Source organism: Paenibacillus aurantiacus (assembly GCF_042431225.1).
GTDB lineage: Bacteria > Bacillota > Bacilli > Paenibacillales > Paenibacillaceae > Paenibacillus_Z > Paenibacillus_Z aurantiacus.
The window spans coordinates 23,605-42,970 of sequence record NZ_JBHMDO010000031.1 but is presented as its reverse complement, the minus strand read 5'-3'; the positions used below and the strand labels follow the sequence as shown (position 1 = coordinate 42,970).

The window sequence follows — 19,366 nt, the reverse complement described above, 5'->3', positions numbered from 1 at the left end:
ATTTGTCAATTGAATTTATTGAATATTCTGCATATTATTTTTGGCGGCTTAAGCGCCTATCTTGCGTGTTAGGAGGCTGGTCATGGCAGAACGTCGGCTGCCCGTCAACTACCCCTTTGTCACGACATACCCCCAACCCACCAACATCATCGCCATGCTGTCGATGCACGACGCGTTTTATCCCTGGTTCTATAGCAACCATATTCAGCTGAAATGCAGCCACAAGCCGTACGCCCTGGATCTGTTGATTTATCCGGACAATATTCAGCGGGTGTGTCCCGTCCTGGACTATCAGCATCTGACCCGGGAATCACTCGCCCGATGGTTTCCGTCCATTGTCGCCTTCGTGCGGGATTCCATCGATAACGGCTTATATTTTCAAGCGACGGTGAACAGCTACTACATCCAGGCCTACCCCTACTATTACCGCCAATATCACCGATTTCACGAGATTTTTATTTTTGGTTACGATACGCGACTCGAGATTTTCTACGCGGCCGATTTCTTTGCAGGAGGAAAATATGAATTCCGGGAGATTCCGTTCGCGGAGTTCGAACAAGCGTACGTCAGCGTAGACGAGAGGAACGACGGCCGAATCGATTACGAGCATGCGGCCAGCACCGACCTGAACAACCACTTGAGCGGGATTGAATTGCTGCGCTTCAACGCCCGGTCCGTCTTTCACGCCAAACGGCCGTATACCGTGGATATCGGCAACATCGCGGACGTGCTGGAAGACTATATGCTGGCAAGGAACACTTCCAAGAAGTATACCGCTTTCGAGAATGCTTCCCCGGATCACTTCGGCATGAGTATCTATGCGATGCTGGTCAGACATGTCGAGCTCGTGCAGCGCAAAGACGATGTGTCGTGCGATGTGCGATCGTTCCACTTGTTAGCCGAGCACAAAAAAATCATGTTCATGCGCATGCAGTATCTGGGCGAGACCGGCGTTTATGCGAATGCGGCGCGGTATCTGGAGAAGCTGAAGGAGATCGAGACGCAATCGCAGAAGCTGCGGAACATCGCGATCAAGTACCGCATTTCCGGCAACAAACGGGTGCTTGAGCATGCGGCGAGCGCGCTTCTGTCGATGGCGGACAGTGAGAGAGAGGTATTAAGCAGCATTCAAATCGAGCTTGCCCAATTGGCCGAACAGAGGAGCGGATAGAGGTCCCATGTTGATTAGCAAAACGCCGCTGCGCATCAGCTTCGCGGGAGGCGGAACGGATATTCGAAGCTTCTATGGCATCCATGGCGGAGAGGTCGTCAGCGCCGCGATTAATCAGTACGTGTATGTCATTCTTCACAAAAGGTTTGACCGCAAAATACGGATCACGGGGGCGGTAACGGAGGAGGTCGAGCGCGTAAGCGACATCCGTCACGACCTCGTCAGGGCGGCGCTGGAAGCTGCCGGTATTCAAGCGGGCATCGACGTGGCGATTCTCTCGGATATTCCGTCAGCGGGCACCGGGTTAGGTTCGTCGAGCGCGCTCATGGTCGGCTTATTGCATGCCTGCCATCGGTACCAAGGGCGTGAAGTAAGTCAGCGCATGCTGGCCGAGCAAGCCTGCGAGATCGAGATCGAGGTGCTCCGGGCGCCGATCGGCAAGCAGGATCAATATGCTGCGGCATTAGGGGGGGTGAGGCACTATCGGTTTCGCCAGGATGAACAAGTCGAGGCGGAGCTTATTCGGATGACGGACGAGCAGTTGGCTGCCCTGCAAGGCAAGCTGCTGCTATTCTACACGGGCATGACCCGGTCGGCATCAGCGATCCTTCGCAAACAGGCGGACCATTCCGCTAAGAATGCGGACTATTTGGCGCAGATCAAGGCGCAATGTGCCTTATTGAGACGGGATTTAGAGGAAGGGGGCTGCGGCGATGCGCTCGGGGCCATCTTGCATGAAGGCTGGGAGTTGAAGAAACAGCTAGCCGACGGGATCACGAACCCAATCATTGACGAGTGGTACCGAAAGGCTTTGCAGAACGGAGCTTCAGGCGGGAAAGTCGCCGGCGCCGGCGGAGGCGGTTTTCTATTGCTGTGCGCGGAAGAACAGGCCCATGAAGCGCTGCGCAAGGAAATCGGCCTCCAATCGCTGGACGTTCAGTTCGATCACCTGGGTACGCGAATCGTGGCATGTTCGGAGTGAGCGCCTCGCGCGCGTCGGCCGTGTTCCTGGATCGGGACGGCGTCCTCAACGAGAACATGGCCGGCGGCTATGTGACCGCATGGCGTCAATTCCGATGGCTGCCCGGTGCTGCTGCGGCGATCGCGCTGCTGAACAAGCAGGGCTGGAAGGTGTTCGTCGTGACCAATCAGGCTTGCATTGCGAAGGGCATCGCGAGCCATGCAGCCATTGACGGCATCCATGACCGCATGCTGCACGAGCTGCGGGTCCGCGGGGCTAACGTGAGCGGCGTCTATGTTTGCCCGCACAGACCAGAGCACGGCTGTTCCTGCAGGAAACCGCGTCCGGGCATGCTGCTGCAAGCCGCCGAGGAGCATGGGATCGATTTGCCAGCCAGCTATTTCATTGGCGATTCCTTGACGGATATGAGGGCGGCGCAAGCGGCGAATACGCAGGGAATCCTGGTGAGAAGCGGTCTGGGCCGATCGCAGGAAGAGGAGGCAAGAAGACTGCAAGCGGCCGGCCATTATTGCGATACGGTGCTTGAAGCGGTTCAATATATTACCCGACAAGGACAACTGCATGATCCGAAGAGGAGGGTGTGAAGTGAAATATTTTATTGAAGGCTATTTCGATTCGGTCTCGAACTCGCTTGGCTCCGTGAATGCCGAATATGTGCATCGGCTTGCAAACGAAATCGTGCGCGTCTGGCAGCGTCGGGGCACGATCTACATCATGGGGAACGGAGGAAGCGCCTCTACGGCGACACACTTCGCATGCGACCTGAGCAAATTAACGATCGCGGGCGGCAGACAGCGGGTCAAAGCCGTCTCCCTGACCGACAATGCGGCCATTGTGACCGCGTGGGCGAACGATTCGCATTACGAAGATATTTTCATCCAGCAGCTCATCCCGTTCCTGGAGCCTCGAGATTTGGTCATCGCCATCTCGGCCAGCGGCAATTCCCGCAATGTCGTGAAAGCGTTGGAATATGCGGTCGAAGCTGGTTCCGCAACGGCATCGCTAAGCGGATTCCAAGGAGGAGCGGTCAGCCGGATGACGGATTACCCGATCGTCACGCGCAGCGATAACATGCAGGTCATCGAAGACAGTCACTCCCTGTTGTGTCACGGGTTGGCGCTGGAGGTATGCCACTTGATGGAACGAATGGAAACGGATTATCCCATGGTGGTCGGCAACGGAGGGATCGTATGAGAATCGCGCTGGTTCAGGCGCTCGGCTACTTCATCTCGTACAGCGGGGCCTGTAAGGCGAACCGCAATCTCATGGAGGGGCTGGCGCGTATTGGCCATGATTGTCTCGTCATCACGGCTACGCCGAATGATAACGGGCTGAGCGATGCGGGGCTGTTCGCGAGCAAGCTGGCAAGCGGCGAAGTCATTCATGTTCATTCCGACGAGACCTGTGAGATTTACCGGTCGGCAGGCGTCGAGATTCATGCGATCAAAGACGCCGCTGTCTTGCGCGAATTCGTACGCGATCGAATCGAAGCGTTTCAACCGGACTGGGTATTGGTGACGGAGGATCGCGTGCCGGCCGTATTGGAGAGCGCCTTGCTTGCCGCGCCCGGTAAAGTGGTGGAAATTGCGCACAGCCAAGTGGCGCTTCCGTTCGGTCCGGAATGTTATTCGCCTGATTCGGCCCATATGGAGCTGCTGAGGCGGACCGCCGGCATTATCGCCACCAGCGCGTACGTGCAAGCGTATCTGCGGCAGTGGAGCGATTTGGAGTCGATCGTCTTTCCGTTCCCGGTACACGGATGGGGACCGTTCAACGACTACGGCAACTTCGATGACGGATACGTGACCATGATTAACCCGTCGGACATTAAGGGGATGCCCATCTTCGTCGAATTGGCCAAGCAGTTCCCGGAGCTGCCCTTCGCGGCCGTTCCGACCTGGGCGACGACGAGCGACAATCTCGATACGCTGAAGGCGCTGCCGAATATGACCCTTCTGCCGAGAGTCGACGATATCGACGACATCATGAAGGTCACCAAGATTCTAATTGTGCCATCCTTGTGGGGCGAAGCGTTCGGCGCTGTCATCGTTGACGCGATGCTCAGAGGCATTCCCGTTATCGCAAGCAGCGTAGGCGGAACTTCCGAAGCGAAGCTGGGGGTTGACTATCTGATTCCGGTGAATCCGATCGAAGCGTACGAGAGCCGCGTAGATGAACGGCTCATCCCGATTCCCGTCATTCCGAATCAGGACTTGAACCCATGGTACGCGGCGCTTGCGAAGTTGTCGGCTGACCGGTCGCATTATGCGGCCATCTCCGAACAGTCCAAGCAGGCGGCACGCGCTTTTCATGCCAAGATACGTCCAGAGGGGCTCGTCGAGTATTTATTGAGTCTAACCCCGTCTTCCATGTCCCGGTAGGCAAAGCCAAGAAGGCGCGGCCTTAGGGGCTGCGCCTAACCTAGCATCGTCACGACAAATTGTGCTGCTCTTTGAACGCCCGAATATGTTCCATCGCCTTCCGATGGCCGCCGGCAGCACGCAGGCTGTCTCCGATGCGGGAGCTGCAGCGCTTGTAATCCGGATTGGCGAATAGGCGTTCAACCGCCTCGCGCAGCGCCGCGCTTGTCAATGTATCCCGGTGCAGCAGGATGCCTGCGCCGAGCGCTTGAACCCGATCGCCGTTAATCGGCTGATCGGCTGCCATCGGAATGACGATCAGCGGCACGTGATGATAGAGCGCTTCGTTCACGCTGTTCATGCCGCCGTGGGTGATGAACAGATCGGCATGCCGCAAGATCGCAAGCTGCGGCATTCGGGCGGCGACGGTGAAGTTGCCGGGGATGTCGCGCAGTTCGGACAGGTCGATGCGGTTTCCGGCTGCGAGAATGACGTCCCCGTCGAAGGAGGCCAGCGCTTCGAACATCAGCTGGTACAGCTCGAGGACATTGTTGAACATGGTTCCCATCGAAATATAGATCAGCTTGCGGTCGGATTGGCCTACGAACGGAGGCAGCGCCGCTTGGTCGCGCCGCTCGGTCAAGCTGGGACCAATGAACTTGTAATGGCTGCCGAGCTTCTCGCGATCCGGCTGGAAGTAGGCGGACGTGAATACCAGATTCAACATCCCTTCGTTGAAGAATACTTGCTCGATTTCAAGCTTGCGCTTGATGCCGAAGGCGGACCGGATGCGAGCGGCCAAGGCGGCGAATTTGCGGATGAGCAACATGTTCTCCTTCATTTCGCTTGCATTCCCGGTCTGTTCGCTTAACCGTTCTGCACGGATGAGCGACGTACAGGTTGCGATATGCGGAACGCCCAGCATGTCCGCGACGACATGGCCGCACCCGTACATGGAATCGTGAATGAGGTAATCGAAGGCGTGGCTGGCCGCCGCTTCCTGAACGGCGGGGAGGATGATTTCGTACGCGCTAAGAATCTTGATGACCAATGCAAGGAAATGTTTGGTCTCGAACGGATCCTCTCGGTCCAGGAAGTTCTCATAGGCCAGGAAGGTTACGCCAGGCTGCTCGACCTGTCCGCGGAATTCCTCGCTGGATAGATAGACAATCGCATCTCCTTCGGCTACAAGCTCCTGAACGAGTCCAAGCGTGGGATTGACATGCCCGCTTGCGGGGCCGTTGATGAATAGGATGTTTGCCATGAGCGCTCTCCTGTCGGAATAAGTTGATTACTATAAAGAAAAATATATCAATAAAGTTAATAATTACAACTATATCATAATTTACTTCGTTGTTAAGAGGTGTAAAATGCTTAGCGTCAATCATGATCGGTTCGACGAGCATGCGTTCATGGTCAGATACGCCGAGATGGAGGGAGTAGGCGCATATCGCAATCCGGCGGGAAAACGATATGCGGTATGCGTCATCCACGCGTTCGACCTGATTGCGATCGTCCTGTATTTGCGCGAGCGGGGCGGATCGGTACTGCTGATGCATGACGCCACGCCGTTTCAGTCGGCGGTCGAGACGGCTCGCAAGGCGGACTGCGCCTGTCTGATCTACGGGAGATGGAATGAAGCGCTGGAACTAGGCGGCGCTTCGGATTACGAGCCGTCAATTCTTCAGTACAGTTCCGGCACATCGCGTGCTCCTACGCTTATTGCGCGAAGCTGGGGGCAGGTCGCGACGGAGATCGAGCATTACAATCATTTATTTCGCCAGGAGGGCGGCATTCAACCGATTATTCTGGTGCCCGTATCGCATTCGTTCGGTCTAATCGCGGGGACGCTCGCTTCTATGGCCCGCGGGGAGGAGCCGGCGGTTATCCAGCATAAGAATCCGAAGTTTGCGCTGCAAGCCATCCGGGGCCGGACGCGATCCTTGGTCTACACGGTGCCCTTTCTGTTCGGCATACTGGATGCGATGGCGCAAGAGGAGGACCGCTTCCATCGGATGGTCATCTCGGGATCGCCGCCTTCCGATCCGCTGATGGATCGGATGAAATTCCGCGCAGGCGAAGTGTGGCAGCAGTATGGCTGCACGGAGGCAGGATGCATATCGTTGGCCAAGAATCCGGCAGGCGCTTCGGACGTCGGCCATTCGCTAGGGCACCTCAAGGTAGCGATCGTACCGAATGAAGCCGAGCATGCTTCCCAAGGTCATGGTGAAATCGTGGTTAGCATTGGGAATGACACGATCCGAACGCGGGATCTCGGCATGCGGAATCCAAGGGACGGCAGATTGCACGTGCTAGGCCGGTTGGACGACATGATCAACGTATCGGGACTCAAGGTGATCCCCTCCGAAGTGGAGTCGGTCCTGATGCGCATGCCGGGCATTAAGGAATCCCTCGTCCTGCGAACTGCGCACAAAGTAGCGGGCGAAGCCGTCCGTGCCATGGTTGTCGCGGCATCCGAGGTGGAGGAGAAGGAAGTAAGAGCCTGGTGCATGGCGTATCTGCCACCCCATAAGGTGCCGAGCGTCATCGATATGGTGGAGCAGATTCCGCGTACGCCGGCCGGGAAGATTAGCCGAACTCATATTGAACGAATGGAGAGATAAGAGATGGACAATCGCCAATTGATAATGGAAGAGCTTCGCGGGCTGCTTACGGAGAATCTGGAGCTGGAGGTTCCCGAGACATTGGTCGAATCGATGCGCTTGTACGATGACCTCCAGATCGATTCGATCATGGTCTTGCAGCTGCTGGTCTACATCGAGGAAGTATTCCACGTCAGCATTCCGGATGAAGGCGTCAATCCGGAGAACATTCAGACGATCGGTTCGCTCGCCGAGATGATCGAATCGTTCCGGCAAGCCGCGGTACAGCAATGACGAGTCCGATCCGATTGGGCATCGTCGGATTCGGCCGAATCGTCGAGCTCGTGCATCTGCCTCTGTTCAAGCGATTGAATCAGATCGAAGTCGCAGGCATCTTCGACTTGACGCCGCAGCGGCAGGCGCTGGCCGTCAAACGGGGATTCCAAGTCTATGATCGGCTGGAGGCGCTGCTGGATGCCGAGGTCGATGCCGTGCTGATCGCAACGCCTCCGAACAGCCACGCGGAGCTTGCGGAACTCGCGCTTCGCCGCGGCAAGCATGTGCTGATCGAGAAGCCGGTCACGATGAATGCCGAAGAGTCGATCCGCATTCGCGACATCGCCAATCAAGAAGAGCGGCTTGTCACCGTCTTCCACAACCGCCGGTTCGACAGCGATTATCTCTTGGTCAAGCGGATATTGGCGGAAGGCGTGCTTGGAGAACCGCTATTCGTCGAGAGACGCCATCATATGTTCGGAACCGGCGCCTCTTTCGGGGTGAAATCGTTCTATCAGCAGTGGCGCAACGAGCAGCGTTACGGCGGCGGCGCCTTGCTGGACTGGGGCGTCCACCTGGCCGATCAGCTGCTGCGGCTTGAATTGGGCGCCATAGGCGATATTCGCGCGACCATGAGGAGCATATGGTCGCCGAACGGCGAAGTGGACGACTTCGTCCAGGCTGCCATGGCCACGGATCGGAACGTGCTCTTGTCGATGAATATTAATTTTGCTTCCGCCGCCTCATCCCCAATGTGGGTCGTTGGAGGAGATAAGGCGACGCTCCAGGTGGTCTCGGCTAGCGAAGCCTATCTGTTCGAACATGGCAAACAGCCTCGGGCGGTGGAGACGGACAGCCAGGCGAACGCGGGAGCGGAGCGGATCTATGCCTCGTTCGCCGACGCCATGCGAAGCGGCGGTCCGCTCGAGATTACGCTTGATCAGGCGATCGAGACGATGACGTTGTTAGACCAAATCCGCGCTTCCGCGCAGCCAAACAAGGAGCGGGCAGATGGGAATCTTATTTTCGGCACCACAGGTTGAATACGATATCATCCGGGAGGAATGGCTGGAGACCGTGGCGCAGATCGGCCGGCAAGGGGTCTTCGTAGGCGGGACGTGGGTGTCCAAGTTCGAATCCGCCTTTGCTTCCCGCCTAGGGGTTAGCGAAGCGATTGGCGTCGGCAATGGAACGGATGCGCTGTTCCTGGCCTTAAAGGCGCTTGGCATCGGTCCCGGTGATGAAGTCATTACGGCGGCCAACACCTTCGTGGCGACGGTAAGCGCCATTCATCATACGGGGGCTGCGCCTGTACTCGTTGATTGCAACGACGAGTATCTCATGGAGTTGGACGCGGTGCGCGCCGCCGTCACCTCTAGAACCAAGGCGGTCATTCCCGTTCATCTCTATGGACAAGTCATCGACCTTGACGATTGGAAGGCGTGGTCCGAAGCGACGGGGATCGCCATGATCGAAGATTGCGCGCAGGCGGCGGGCGCCTCGCGCTCGGGCCAAGCCGCCGGAAGCTGGGGCGTCATGGGCTGCTTCAGCTTCTATCCGGATAAGAATCTGGGCGCCCTTGGAGACGGCGGCGCCATCGTATCGAATTCGCCGGAGCTTGCGGCCCGGCTGAAGAAATTACGCAACCATGGCGGCGAGCTCCGCTACCAGCACGACCTTCCGGGCTTCAACAGCCGTCTGGATCCGCTCCAGGCAAGCGCCTTGCATTGCAAGCTCGCCTATCTGGACGAGTGGAATGCCCATCGGCGCCAAGCTGCCGGCTGGTATCGGAGCCATCTGGCCGACATCGCCGAACTAACGCTTCCCGGCCATGTCGAACCCGATGACACCAGCCATGTCTTCCACCTGTACGTGGTGCGCGTTGGAGGCGGACGCCGCGAAGAGCTGAAGAAGCATCTGCAGAAGAAGGGCATTCTGACCGCGGTGCAATATCCGGTTCCGGTGCACCTCTTGCCTGCGTACGCGCATTTGGGGTATGGGCTAGGCTCCTTCCCTCAAGCAGAGCGTTATGCCGGCGAGATCCTATCGCTTCCTATGCACGCTGCCCTGCAGGAGCAGGATGTCGTCTCGATCGGATCCGAGATAAAGTCGTTTTTTGCAGCGGCTAAGGTTACTTAGGAGGACTTGACATGACAGGTCGTTCGATGGAAGAAATCAAACAGTTTCTAAAACGCAGCGCGGCCGCCCTGACGAATAATCCGTTGGTGGAAAGAGAGCTGGACGACTTCATGCCGATTCAGAGCATCGGCATCGATTCCATGCAATTGATCCATCTGGTCGTGCAGATCGAGACGGAATACGACATCGTGTTCGAAGACGACGAGATGCTGCTCGAGAACTTCAAGACGATTGCGATCATCGCAGACCGCATTATGATGAAGCTTGGGGTTGCGCTGTGACGAAGCCCGGTCAGATTCACTGCATGCTGGACTGTTACGCCGCGATTATTGAACGGGCCGGGTACGATAGCCGTCCGCTATATAGCGGGGTATGGGAAGCCGGTTATGACGTAGGCGAGCACGGCATCGCTTATTTCGGAGATGAAGTCGACCCCAAGAATTGGCCCGAACGCGTGAACCGTCTCTATAACGCAACCATTGTCTACTGGTGCGATTACCAGGCGGAGCGGAGCGTTAATTACGATCTATTGCTCCGCAATCTGAATGCCGGTCGACGGAACGGCGCCTATCTGCTTACGGTCGATCTGTATGATTTCCCCCATGCACCGCAATTCCGCTCGCGGCATCTGCCGCATATCGTCATTTTCGAAGTCGGGGCGGATGGAGCGTGGCAGATCCGAGATCCTTACTTCTCGTGGGAAGGAAGCATCGCGCGCGACACGCTCGAGGCGGGCTTTCTCTCCGGCGTGTGGTTCGATACGGCCGGCATGCATGACGCGATCCCGGCCGCGGCGGCGGAGTTGATGCGTCAAGATATCCATCTTGGGACGAACCCGTTGATTGTAGATATCGAACGGCTTGTTCGCGAGGCGCTTCGGCGTAATGACGGCTACGCGCCGGCAACCCTGTTTGAATCCATTCAACAGGCAGGCGTCATCACCAAGCGTTTCGGCGGCTACCTTCGCGTGTTTGGCTATCTGTGCGACAACGAGGAAGCGTTGGACAGCATGGCCGCCGACGTCGCAGCGCTGATCAATGCCTGGGAGGGATTTATGTTCGCCATCGCGCGTCTGGGCTTGCTGAAGCGGGCCGTCGATCTGCCGGCTATATCCGCGAAGCTCGCGAGAATGCGCGACATGGAAGCGGGCATAAGGGAGAGGCTGCTTCAAGCGTTCTCATCGTGGCAATTCTCGGCTAGGCTCGAGTCGAATACGAGGGGATAACCTTATGAATAGCTTTCGCATGTACATTCGCTTGATCCGTCATATCAACCCGCGATGGCGGATAACTGGCCTGGGGCTGCTGCTGACGTTGATTTGTCTGGTGTTGAATCTATGCCAGCCCTATCTCATCTCGCAATTTATCGATCGGGTGTTGATCGGCAAGAACAGTTCCCTTGTCATGCCGATACTGGGCACCTCGCTCGGCTTCACGGTCGTGTCGGCCATCTTGACGGTCATTGGGTTTACGATATTCCGATTTCTGGAGGCGCGGCATACGCTGGATATGCGGACAACGATTCTAGCCCATATCAGACGAATCCCCCTTCCCGAGATCGAGAAGGAAGGCGCGGGCAAGTATATGGCCCTAATGGGGATGGATACGACGACGACCGCCCGGTTCATCAACGTCATTACGATCGAGCTTCTCTCGCTCTGGCTCCAGATGCTCATCTCGCTCGGCATCATCTTCATGATCGATTGGCGTCTCGGACTGATGGCCGTCGCCGGCATTCCCATCGTGATGAGCATTCCCCGGCTCTACCGCAAGCCGATCCGTTCGGCGATCGGCGGGCTTCGCTCGCACAACGAGCATATCGGCGCCTACTTGTTCGAGAGCATCCAAGGGTCGAGAGAAATTCGCGCTTACGGGCTGGAGAGATGGGAAGAGGAGCGGAACGATCGTCTGTACAAGGATCTGGTCAAAGTCAGCATTCGCGAAGGGATGTTCCGTCAGCTCTCGGGCCAGACGGGTTCCTTGTTCGTAGCTCTGGCGACCGTCTTGCTCTATGGCTTCGGCAGCGGTCAAGTGATGTCCGGCGCATTCTCCGTCGGCTTGCTCGTCGCTTCCGTCCAATACATTCATTCCGTTCTGAATCCCATTCAAGGCATGAACTACCTGATCAGCGATCTGATCGGCAGCGAAGTGGCGATGGGGCGGATCGAAGCCTTCCTAGGCACGCCTGCCGAATCTGCCGCGGCAAGCGGCAGCGCCGCCCGATTGGAGCCTCGCCTATCGGAGCAGCAGCCTTTCATCGTATGTAGGGATTTGGGCGTTGCCTATGAGGGGACGACGATTCTGCGGAACGTTAACGTGGACATTCGCAAAGGCCAAGTCGCGGCCTTCGTCGGTCGCAGCGGCTCGGGCAAATCGACGCTGTTCAAGGCGGTGCAAGGCTTCATGCCGATTCATTCCGGGACGCTTGCGATCGACGGGCGGCCGATTCACGAATGGCCGCGAAGCGCCATCTCCCAATCGGCGAGCTTCGTATCGCAGGAGACCTTCCTGTTCCGTGGCACCTTGTTCGAGAACGTCGCCTTGGGGAAATTGGATGCCACGGAGGCGGAGGTGTATCGGGCATTATGCGAGGTCGGGCTGCAATCATTCGTAGACGGCTTGCCGGAAGGCATCCATACGCAGCTCGACAACCAGGGCTTCCGGCTGTCGGGCGGACAGCGTCAGCGCATGGCGATCGCAAGAGCGATTATCAAGCATCCCGATATCTTGATACTGGATGAGCCGACCTCCTCCCTGGACCGAAGCACGGAGGAGCAGGTGCTCGCGACGATTCAACATGTCATGCGCGGCAAGACGACGCTGATCTCCACCCATCGGCTGGAGAGTATCCGGTCGGCGGACGTGATCTACGTCATGGAGCGCGGCGAGATTGTGGACAGCGGCACCCACGACGAACTCATGAACCGCTGCGGCGTCTACGTCAACCTCGTGATGAGCGAAGAGATGCAAGGGCGGGTAGAGCGAACCGGGTGACGATCGATTGGAGGAGAGGGCATGGCTCGCAAGCTTGCGGAACTGAAACAAGAGGACAATGTTCACCTGGCCTATATGGAGTGTTTGACCTCGTGCATCCTGACTTACCTGAAAAGCACGGGCCGCGATTATCGGAAGGTGTTGTTGAATTACTGGAATATCAACTACGAGTACCGCACGCTGCTATCGAGCAAGAACGCCGCGCATATCCCGCTTCGCTACCTGTATGGCCTCGACTTGTCGTTTCGGAAAGACAAGCTGGAGACGCTGCGAACGACCGTGCAGGCGGGACAATCCGTCATCTGTCTGTGCAAGGCGTCCAAGCTTGGCTATTTCCCGCGCAAATTTCTGAGCATGGAATCGAGCGGGTTCTGGCATGCGATCCTCGTACAGGGATGGGAGGAAGACAAGGGGATGTTCCTCGTTGCGGATCCGGTTGTCGGGGCGGTCGTCGAGATTCATCCCGATGAAATAAAGGCGGCAAGCGCCGCGCGCACGGATCGCGAAGAGATGCATTTCTTCGTGCTGCAGGAGCCGGAGTCGCCATTCGCCGAGCCGGATATGCAGGAAGCCTTACGAATCTGCGCCGAGCGCAATCTGTTCGCGTATCATACGCCGGACGACCGCTTCGCGGAGCAGGAGAGACAGGACGGGGGAGCGGATAAGTGGGACAAGGTTCGTCAATGGCTGCAGAAGCGAAGCAGAGGCGTGAAAGCATGGGAGATGTTCGCGTCGGACGCCAACCTCTCCCTGCAGTGGACGGCGGCCGAACGGACAAGATGGGTCAAGCAAAATGCGGTTACGATGCTCGCGATCAAGCAGCTCCGCGCGGAAATTTGGAACGTCTATCAAGCGTTCCTTCCGATGGATGAGCAGCACATTCGGGAAGGGCAGTCGCTGTTGAATCGGGTCACCGGCGCATGGAACGCGTGCAATCTGTATTTGATGAAGTACGAGCATGCCGGCGAGCAGGGAGACACGATGGTACAGGCGCTTATCCACCACGCGGACAACGTGAAAGACGCGGAGATCCGATTGTTGAAGTGGCTTCACTCCGCGGTTGCAAGAGGAGGCAGGTATGCACAGCCCATTATTTGACCGGATACGAGACTTGATTCTTCGCAATGAGAAGGTTCAATGGGATCGGGATCAGATCGGACCGGATACGGACTTAATTAACGACTTGGCGCTGGATTCGATTGCCATCGTCAATCTGCTGGCGGATCTGGAAGAAGAATTCGGGATCACGATCGAGATCGGGGAGCTCGGCTTGTCGCTCTTTCGGGAGCTCCGGCTGTTGGTAAACTATATAGGAAGCAAGGCCGCCGCGGGTCTTGGCGAACGCGCGGGGCGCAGCTGACGGGGAGGCTTCATCGATGGAATGGCTGTTACGGACCATGTCGGGTTATGCGAACCGGCAGGCGATGGTGCATGGCGAGCGCGTTTACTCCTACTCGGATATTCTGGCGACCTGCGAGTCTTGGGCCCGCATCATTCGAGAGCATAGCATCAAGCCCGGCGAAGTCGTCTCGCTGGCAGGGGACTATTCGCCTTCGGCATGCGGCGCGGTCTTGGCCTTGCTGGCGAATCGCAACATTATCGTCCCGTTGTCGGAGAGCGTGCGTCACCGGCATGACGAACTGGCAGAACTCGTACAGGTCGACCGCTCGCTGGCGCTGGACGGGACGAACGCGGCGGTCAGAACCTACGATAGGCGCGGGCATACGGGTCTGTTAGGCGACTTCATCGCGGAAGAGAAGCCGGGCCTCATCTTATTCACATCGGGGACGACCGGCACGCCCAAAGCGATCCTGCACGACTTTACCGTATTCTCGGAGCGGTACAAGACGCCCAGAGATACGCTGCGGACGTTGACCTTCCTGCTGTTCGACCATATCGGAGGGCTCAATACGATGTTTCATACGCTGGCCAACGGAGGTACGATCATCGCGCCGGACAACCGTACCGCGCCGGCGATCTGCGCGCTGATCGAGAAGCATCGCATCGAGCTGCTCCCCACCTCGCCTAGTTTTCTCAACCTGCTGTTGATGTCTGGCGCGTATCGCGGGTATGATCTGTCCTCCTTGCGCATCATCACGTACGGCACCGAGGTCATGCCGGATTCCACGCTTCGCGCTGCGGAGCTGGCGTTCCCCGAGGTGCAGCTGCGGCAAACATACGGTCTGTCCGAGCTCGGCATTCTGCGCGCCAAGTCGCGCGCTTCCGGTTCGCCATGGCTTACGATCGGCGGCGAAGGCGTAGAGACGCGAATCCTGGACGGGGTCCTGCATATCCGCTCCAATACGGCCATGCGGGGATACTTGAACGCGCCGAGTCCGTTCGACGACCAAGGCTGGTTCAATACGCAGGATGAGGTGCTGACGGATGGCGAGTATATTCGCATTCTAGGACGGCGATCGGAAATCATCAATGTCGGCGGCCGGAAGGTCTACCCGGTCGAAGTGGAGGATGTCCTGCTCCAAATGCCGGAAGTTGCGGATGCAGCGGTAAGAGGGGAGCCGAATCCGCTGCTGGGGAGCATCGTCGCCGCATCCGTGAAGCTGCATGAACCGCTCGAGCCGGGCGTGTTGAAAGCCCGCATGCGAAGCTTCTGCCGCGGGAAGCTGGAAGACTTCCAAATTCCCGTCAAGATCGAGATCCAACAAGACGAATTGTTCACGGAACGGTATAAGAAAATTCGGAAGAAGAAGCCGGCGGACGCGTGAGACCGGCTGCAAATCCGAACATGGGGAGGTGTTGGCATGAATATCGTGCTCTGTTCCATTTCGTTTCGCCATCAACTGGTGTCCTTTCCCGATCTGATCGATTTCGCGGGCAGGACCGGATTCTCGGGCATCGAGCTCTGGGGCGTGCATGGCCGGTCGCTGCTTCGCGATCGGCGGCGAGAGCTTCCCGGCTTGTTGGAGGACATGGAAGCGCGCGGACTTGGCGTCTCGATGATCAGCGATTATGTCGACCTGCTCGCGCCGGAGGACCAAACCGCGCTGCTGCTTCGCAGATGGGACAACCTGCTGGATATGGCGCATGCGTTCCGTACGCGGAAGATTCGCATCTTCGCGGGGAATCGGGCGAGCGCGGCGGCGACGCAGCGAGAGTGGACGCTGTGCGCAGACCGGGTAAGCCGATTGGCGCGCATCGCGGCGGAGCGCGGCGTGCAGCTCGTCATCGAGACGCATCCGCACACCTACGCCGATACGCTCGATTCGACGCTTCGCCTGCTTCGGGATGCCGCGCCAAGCCCGATTGGCCTTAACTTGGATTTCTTGCACTTATGGGAGACCGGGACGGCTCCGATTGAAGCCTATCGGCAATTGCGGACTTGGATCGTGAATTACCATGTCAAAAATGTGGCGGCGCTCGAACAAGCCGGATTGTTCGAATCGGGGAACGTCTTCTCGCCATCGGGCAAGCGCGACGGGATGGCCGCTTTAGCGCGAGGGGCGATCGATTACGCAGCGGTCTTCGACCAATTGCACCAAGATGCCACGCCCCATCCGATCGCGATCGAATGGTTCGGAGAGGACCCCTTCGCCCTGCTGGAGCAGGAACGCAGATGGCTTGCGCACTGGGGCCGTCCGGAGAGAGCGGCGGCTCAAGCCTGATGGACTTGGCAAGGCGGTAAGGATATTGTCATGTCGCAACTGACAAAGGAGAGCGAATCGTGATCAAAACCTATTCTACTTCGGGGACATTGAATGCAAGGCAAGCGCAGTCGCTGTTGTCCAAACTCATGTATAGCGTCGAAGGGATCGCCGACTGCCGGCTGGACGAGGAATCGCAGTCGATCGTGGTGGATCTGCTGCCGGATACGGCGGAAAGTCTAATCGACGAGACCGTGGCGCGTCTGATGGCCAAAGAACGCCACAACCGAGTCGTCGGATCGCGCCTGCACATCGAGAATGACCGTAACGCCGAGCAAGCCGGCATGCCGGAACGCATTCATGAACTATTCGCGAGCAATGGCGCGGTGAAGCGGGGATTGGCCGTCACGCTGTTCGAACAGATCGACCGTCTGCTGGTCGAATGGGCGCAGCGCCATAAGGCGCAGCTGCGCAGCTATCCGTCCATGATTCCGGTCGCCACGCTGCAGAAGTGCCGATATATCCAGACCTTCCCGCAGAACATCCACTTCGTGTCCGAGTTCCCTCACCAGATCCGGCAGCTCGAGCAGGTTCGCGAGACCGGCGACCTGAACGATATCGCCCGGCTAAGTCCGTACGCGCTCTCGCCGGCGGTCTGCTTCCATTGTTACGCGGAGCTTGCGGGCAGCCGATTGCAGGAGCCGCTCGTACTGACTTCTCGCGGAACGTGCTATCGCCACGAAGCCGCATGGCGCGTCGGCAAACACCGGCAGAACGAATTCAGCATGCGGGAGATCGTGCTGTTCGGCGACGCGGCATTCATCGAGCACGAGCGCCGGACGTTCATGGAGGAGGCGTGGTCGCTGTTCGAGCGGCTTGGACTGGCCGGGAAGATCGAGACGGCGAGCGATCCGTTCTACTTCTCCGAGGAGAGCGGCAAAGGCCAGCAGCAATTGATGGGCAACATGAAATACGAGCTTATCGCGAAGGCCGGCGAGGATGGAGGCTCGTTCTCCATAGCCTCCTTCAATAATATGGACACTTCGCTGTGCAAGCCGTTCGAAGTGCTGGATGCGGAGGCCAATCCCCTTCATTCAGGCTGCGTAGCCTTCGGAATCGATCGATGGGTGTACGCGCTGCTAACCTATTATGGCGCCGACTATGACAAGTGGCCTTCCCGTGTTAGAGAGACGCTGGAGAATGCGCGAATGGCGATACCGAACTAACCGATGCGGAAGCAATCCTTCTGGATCATCCAGTCGATTCGATCAAGAAGAGCATCGCAGCGTCACTGGTCACGTTGGCGAATCGACGTTCAGCCCGCTTTCCTTGCTTACGGGATCTCCGATATCCTGTTCGTGCCGCGTTAATGTTAGTGGTATAATCTCGCTATACGGATAGAGATAGAAGGAGAATCGTCATGAGCGTCATTCGGTTGGAGAACGTCACGAAGAAATATGAAGAGTCCCTGATTTTCCGCAATATTTATTTTCGCGTCAGTCAAGGGGAACGGATCGGCCTGATCGGTCGGAACGGCGCGGGCAAGTCGACGGTATTTAAACTCATCTTGGGCAAGGAAGAGCCGACGTCGGGTAATGTGGAGGTCGATCCGCAGGTGAAGATCGGCTATTTCTCGCAATTCTCGGAGCTGCAAGGCAGTCTCTCGGTTCAGCAAGAGCTTGAGCTGTGCTTCGAACAAGTGGCGCGCATCGAGCGGGAGCTGCAGGAGATCGCCGAGAAGCTAGGCGTTGTGGCCGATGATGGCGAAATGGAAGGTCTGCTCGCCAGACAGGCGGAGCTGTTCGAACAGATGGAGCATCTGGACGGCTGGAACGTAGCGGTCGAGATCAACACCGTGCTGACGAAGCTCGGGTTCGATGATCGCTCGCGCCATCAGCCCGTGGGCGAATTGTCCGGGGGCTGGCGCAACCGCGCCGCGCTCGCGAAGATGCTGATCGAGCAGCCGGATGTTGTCTTGCTCGACGAGCCGACGAATTACTTGGATATCGAGGGCATCGCCTGGCTCGAGCAGTGGCTGTACCGGTTCAAGGGCGCCATGATTCTCGTGTCGCATGACCGGCAATTCATCGACAAAGTCGTGACGAAGACGATCGAGATCGAGAATTATCATTTTCAGGAATATGAAGGAAATTATACGGACTACATTCGCAAGAAGAAAATGCGCAAGAAGGAGCTGGACCGCCAGTTCGAGTGGGAGGAAGAGCTGCTCGCGATGGAGGCGGAGGCCATCGACAGCCGCGCAAGCCGCAAATCGTCCGCCAAGGATCGGCTCTCCAGGCAGTTGGCGGAGAACCGCAAGCGGATCGAGCCAGGGCCGGTCAACGTCCTCATTACCGATATTTACGAGAGGCTGCGTTTTCCGGACAAGCTCTGCGAAGTGAAGAAGATCGGGCAATCCTTCGGGGATCGCGCGATCTTCCAGAACGTCAGCTTCGATATTCAGAAGGAGGACCGCCTCGTCATCGTAGGGCCTAACGGAAGCGGGAAATCCACGCTCATCAAGGCGCTAACCGGGGAGGAGAAGCCGGAATCCGGCGAGGTGACGTGGGAGAAGGGCGTCGGCTACGCGTATTTCAACCAGATGTGGGCGGAGCTCGATCCGAAGGATACCGTCAGCCATGCGGTGAACACGTATGGTCTGGGGCTAGACGCGCCGCGCAAGAAGGTGAATAAATTCCTCTCGATGCTGCAATTCTCGGAGGCGGACTTGAGCAAGATGGTCGGCCATCTCTCCGGCGGGCAGCAGGCACGCGTCGCGCTGGCGAAGTGCCTTCTCTCGGGAGCAGCTGTTATTATTTTGGATGAGCCGACGAATCATCTGGACCTCATGAGTATCCAGGTCATGGAGCAGGCGCTCATTCATTTTCCCGGCGCGGTGGTCACGGTCAGCCATGACCGGTTCTTCATCGACAAGATCGGGACGAAGATGCTGCAGTTTGATCCTGAGCAGGGCGTTAGCGAGATTAGCCTGTAGAAGAAACGGATGTATGGAATCGGTTGAAGTAAATATCTGCTAATTCCGAAAATCTACTAAATAACAATAAAAATGGCGTTACAGGGTCCTCCCTGTGGCGCCATTTGCCGTTTGCGGGTCTACTGCGGCTTTCTTCAGCAGATTGTGGATAGGTGAAAGCCAACCGACGTCTAGACACACTTCTAGCAATTCGCGAAGCAGGAATCTTCGAAATGCTGGTTGTTCTTGTTCTGTCCGAATACTCT

Annotated in this window: 19 protein-coding genes; 18 read left to right on the top strand and 1 reads right to left on the bottom strand. The window is 57.5% G+C overall.

Features of this window, described 5'->3' with window-relative positions; translation table 11 throughout:
• Positions 1-82 precede the first annotated feature (82 nt).
• Genes ACFFSY_RS18210 through ACFFSY_RS18190 form a run of 5 tightly spaced genes read left to right on the top strand, consistent with a single transcriptional unit; the run spans position 83 to position 4,534 of the window.
• Positions 83-1,171 (top strand): hypothetical protein, encoded by a 1,089-nt coding sequence (locus tag ACFFSY_RS18210; protein ID WP_377496619.1) that lies wholly within the window; start codon positions 83-85, stop codon positions 1,169-1,171.
• Between the two features lie 7 nt (positions 1,172-1,178).
• Positions 1,179-2,153: a GHMP family kinase ATP-binding protein gene (locus ACFFSY_RS18205; RefSeq protein WP_377496617.1), complete on the top strand. Its 975-nt coding sequence runs from the start codon at positions 1,179-1,181 to the stop codon at positions 2,151-2,153.
• Complete coding sequence (locus ACFFSY_RS18200) at positions 2,141-2,737, top strand: D-glycero-alpha-D-manno-heptose-1,7-bisphosphate 7-phosphatase (protein ID WP_377496615.1); 597 nt, start codon at positions 2,141-2,143, stop codon at positions 2,735-2,737. The genes ACFFSY_RS18205 and ACFFSY_RS18200 overlap by 13 nt, the downstream gene beginning before the upstream one ends.
• Position 2,738: 1 nt before the next feature.
• On the top strand, positions 2,739-3,347 hold the full coding sequence (locus tag ACFFSY_RS18195; protein ID WP_377496613.1) for a D-sedoheptulose-7-phosphate isomerase: 609 nt from the start codon (positions 2,739-2,741) through the stop codon (positions 3,345-3,347).
• Complete coding sequence (locus ACFFSY_RS18190; protein ID WP_377496611.1) at positions 3,344-4,534, top strand: glycosyltransferase; 1,191 nt, start codon at positions 3,344-3,346, stop codon at positions 4,532-4,534. The genes ACFFSY_RS18195 and ACFFSY_RS18190 overlap by 4 nt, the downstream gene beginning before the upstream one ends.
• 49 nt (positions 4,535-4,583) lie before the next feature.
• On the opposite strand, the gene ACFFSY_RS18185 is transcribed toward ACFFSY_RS18190, so the two are convergent.
• Positions 4,584-5,777: a macrolide family glycosyltransferase gene (locus tag ACFFSY_RS18185; RefSeq protein ID WP_377496609.1), complete on the bottom strand. Its 1,194-nt coding sequence runs from the start codon at positions 5,775-5,777 to the stop codon at positions 4,584-4,586.
• A 106-nt stretch (positions 5,778-5,883) separates the two neighbouring features.
• On the opposite strand from ACFFSY_RS18185, the gene ACFFSY_RS18180 reads away from it, so the two are divergent.
• From ACFFSY_RS18180 to ACFFSY_RS18120, 13 genes are all read left to right on the top strand, one after another.
• Positions 5,884-7,137, top strand: coding sequence for an AMP-binding protein (locus ACFFSY_RS18180; protein ID WP_377496607.1), 1,254 nt, complete (start codon positions 5,884-5,886; stop codon positions 7,135-7,137).
• A gap of 3 nt (positions 7,138-7,140) precedes the next feature.
• Entirely contained in the window at positions 7,141-7,410 is a 270-nt protein-coding gene (locus ACFFSY_RS18175) for a phosphopantetheine-binding protein (protein WP_377496605.1), read from the top strand.
• Positions 7,407-8,435 carry a Gfo/Idh/MocA family protein gene (locus ACFFSY_RS18170; protein ID WP_377496603.1) on the top strand — a complete coding sequence of 343 codons (1,029 nt, stop codon included), beginning with the start codon at positions 7,407-7,409 and terminating at the stop codon, positions 8,433-8,435. The genes ACFFSY_RS18175 and ACFFSY_RS18170 overlap by 4 nt, the downstream gene beginning before the upstream one ends.
• On the top strand, positions 8,404-9,531 hold the full coding sequence (locus tag ACFFSY_RS18165; RefSeq protein ID WP_377496601.1) for a DegT/DnrJ/EryC1/StrS family aminotransferase: 1,128 nt from the start codon (positions 8,404-8,406) through the stop codon (positions 9,529-9,531). Before ACFFSY_RS18170 ends, ACFFSY_RS18165 begins: the two co-directional genes overlap by 32 nt.
• Before the next feature lie 11 nt (positions 9,532-9,542).
• The gene (locus tag ACFFSY_RS18160) at positions 9,543-9,812 is read left to right on the top strand and encodes an acyl carrier protein (RefSeq protein ID WP_377496599.1); all 270 of its coding nucleotides are present in this window, start codon (positions 9,543-9,545) and stop codon (positions 9,810-9,812) included.
• Positions 9,809-10,756, top strand: a complete 948-nt coding sequence (locus ACFFSY_RS18155; RefSeq protein ID WP_377496597.1) for a DUF6005 family protein — start codon at positions 9,809-9,811, stop codon at positions 10,754-10,756. The genes ACFFSY_RS18160 and ACFFSY_RS18155 overlap by 4 nt, the downstream gene beginning before the upstream one ends.
• A 4-nt stretch (positions 10,757-10,760) precedes the next feature.
• Complete coding sequence (locus ACFFSY_RS18150) at positions 10,761-12,524, top strand: ABC transporter ATP-binding protein (protein WP_377496595.1); 1,764 nt, start codon at positions 10,761-10,763, stop codon at positions 12,522-12,524.
• Positions 12,525-12,545: 21 nt separating this feature from the next.
• The gene (locus ACFFSY_RS18145; protein WP_377496593.1) at positions 12,546-13,622 is read left to right on the top strand and encodes a hypothetical protein; all 1,077 of its coding nucleotides are present in this window, start codon (positions 12,546-12,548) and stop codon (positions 13,620-13,622) included.
• Positions 13,603-13,884: an acyl carrier protein gene (locus tag ACFFSY_RS18140; RefSeq protein ID WP_377496591.1), complete on the top strand. Its 282-nt coding sequence runs from the start codon at positions 13,603-13,605 to the stop codon at positions 13,882-13,884. The genes ACFFSY_RS18145 and ACFFSY_RS18140 overlap by 20 nt, the downstream gene beginning before the upstream one ends.
• Before the next feature lie 16 nt (positions 13,885-13,900).
• Positions 13,901-15,250, top strand: a complete 1,350-nt coding sequence (locus tag ACFFSY_RS18135; protein WP_377496589.1) for a class I adenylate-forming enzyme family protein — start codon at positions 13,901-13,903, stop codon at positions 15,248-15,250.
• Positions 15,251-15,286: 36 nt separating this feature from the next.
• Entirely contained in the window at positions 15,287-16,147 is an 861-nt protein-coding gene (locus ACFFSY_RS18130; protein ID WP_377496587.1) for a sugar phosphate isomerase/epimerase family protein, read from the top strand.
• Positions 16,148-16,206: 59 nt separating this feature from the next.
• Positions 16,207-17,352 (top strand): class-II aminoacyl-tRNA synthetase family protein, encoded by a 1,146-nt coding sequence (locus ACFFSY_RS18125; protein WP_377496585.1) that lies wholly within the window; start codon positions 16,207-16,209, stop codon positions 17,350-17,352.
• Between the two features lie 194 nt (positions 17,353-17,546).
• Positions 17,547-19,121 carry an ABC-F family ATP-binding cassette domain-containing protein gene (locus ACFFSY_RS18120; RefSeq protein ID WP_377496583.1) on the top strand — a complete coding sequence of 525 codons (1,575 nt, stop codon included), beginning with the start codon at positions 17,547-17,549 and terminating at the stop codon, positions 19,119-19,121.
• Positions 19,122-19,366: the final 245 nt, after the last annotated feature.

Excerpts from the sequence above, each read along its gene's own strand:
- ACFFSY_RS18150 (WP_377496595.1), top strand. The coding sequence starts at position 10,761 with ATGAATAGCTTTCGCATGTACATTCGCTTGATCCGTCATATCAACCCG.
- ACFFSY_RS18190 (WP_377496611.1), top strand. The coding sequence starts at position 3,344 with ATGAGAATCGCGCTGGTTCAGGCGCTCGGCTACTTCATCTCGTACAGC.
- ACFFSY_RS18205 (WP_377496617.1), top strand. The coding sequence starts at position 1,179 with ATGTTGATTAGCAAAACGCCGCTGCGCATCAGCTTCGCGGGAGGCGGA.
- ACFFSY_RS18185 (WP_377496609.1), bottom strand. The coding sequence starts at position 5,777 with ATGGCAAACATCCTATTCATCAACGGCCCCGCAAGCGGGCATGTCAAT.
- ACFFSY_RS18130 (WP_377496587.1), top strand. The coding sequence starts at position 15,287 with ATGAATATCGTGCTCTGTTCCATTTCGTTTCGCCATCAACTGGTGTCC.
- ACFFSY_RS18175 (WP_377496605.1), top strand. The coding sequence starts at position 7,141 with ATGGACAATCGCCAATTGATAATGGAAGAGCTTCGCGGGCTGCTTACG.
- ACFFSY_RS18160 (WP_377496599.1), top strand. The coding sequence starts at position 9,543 with ATGACAGGTCGTTCGATGGAAGAAATCAAACAGTTTCTAAAACGCAGC.
- ACFFSY_RS18210 (WP_377496619.1), top strand. The coding sequence starts at position 83 with ATGGCAGAACGTCGGCTGCCCGTCAACTACCCCTTTGTCACGACATAC.
- ACFFSY_RS18170 (WP_377496603.1), top strand. The coding sequence starts at position 7,407 with ATGACGAGTCCGATCCGATTGGGCATCGTCGGATTCGGCCGAATCGTC.
- ACFFSY_RS18140 (WP_377496591.1), top strand. The coding sequence starts at position 13,603 with ATGCACAGCCCATTATTTGACCGGATACGAGACTTGATTCTTCGCAAT.
- ACFFSY_RS18135 (WP_377496589.1), top strand. The coding sequence starts at position 13,901 with ATGGAATGGCTGTTACGGACCATGTCGGGTTATGCGAACCGGCAGGCG.
- ACFFSY_RS18120 (WP_377496583.1), top strand. The coding sequence starts at position 17,547 with ATGAGCGTCATTCGGTTGGAGAACGTCACGAAGAAATATGAAGAGTCC.
- ACFFSY_RS18180 (WP_377496607.1), top strand. The coding sequence starts at position 5,884 with ATGCTTAGCGTCAATCATGATCGGTTCGACGAGCATGCGTTCATGGTC.
- ACFFSY_RS18145 (WP_377496593.1), top strand. The coding sequence starts at position 12,546 with ATGGCTCGCAAGCTTGCGGAACTGAAACAAGAGGACAATGTTCACCTG.
- ACFFSY_RS18200 (WP_377496615.1), top strand. The coding sequence starts at position 2,141 with ATGTTCGGAGTGAGCGCCTCGCGCGCGTCGGCCGTGTTCCTGGATCGG.
- ACFFSY_RS18165 (WP_377496601.1), top strand. The coding sequence starts at position 8,404 with ATGGGAATCTTATTTTCGGCACCACAGGTTGAATACGATATCATCCGG.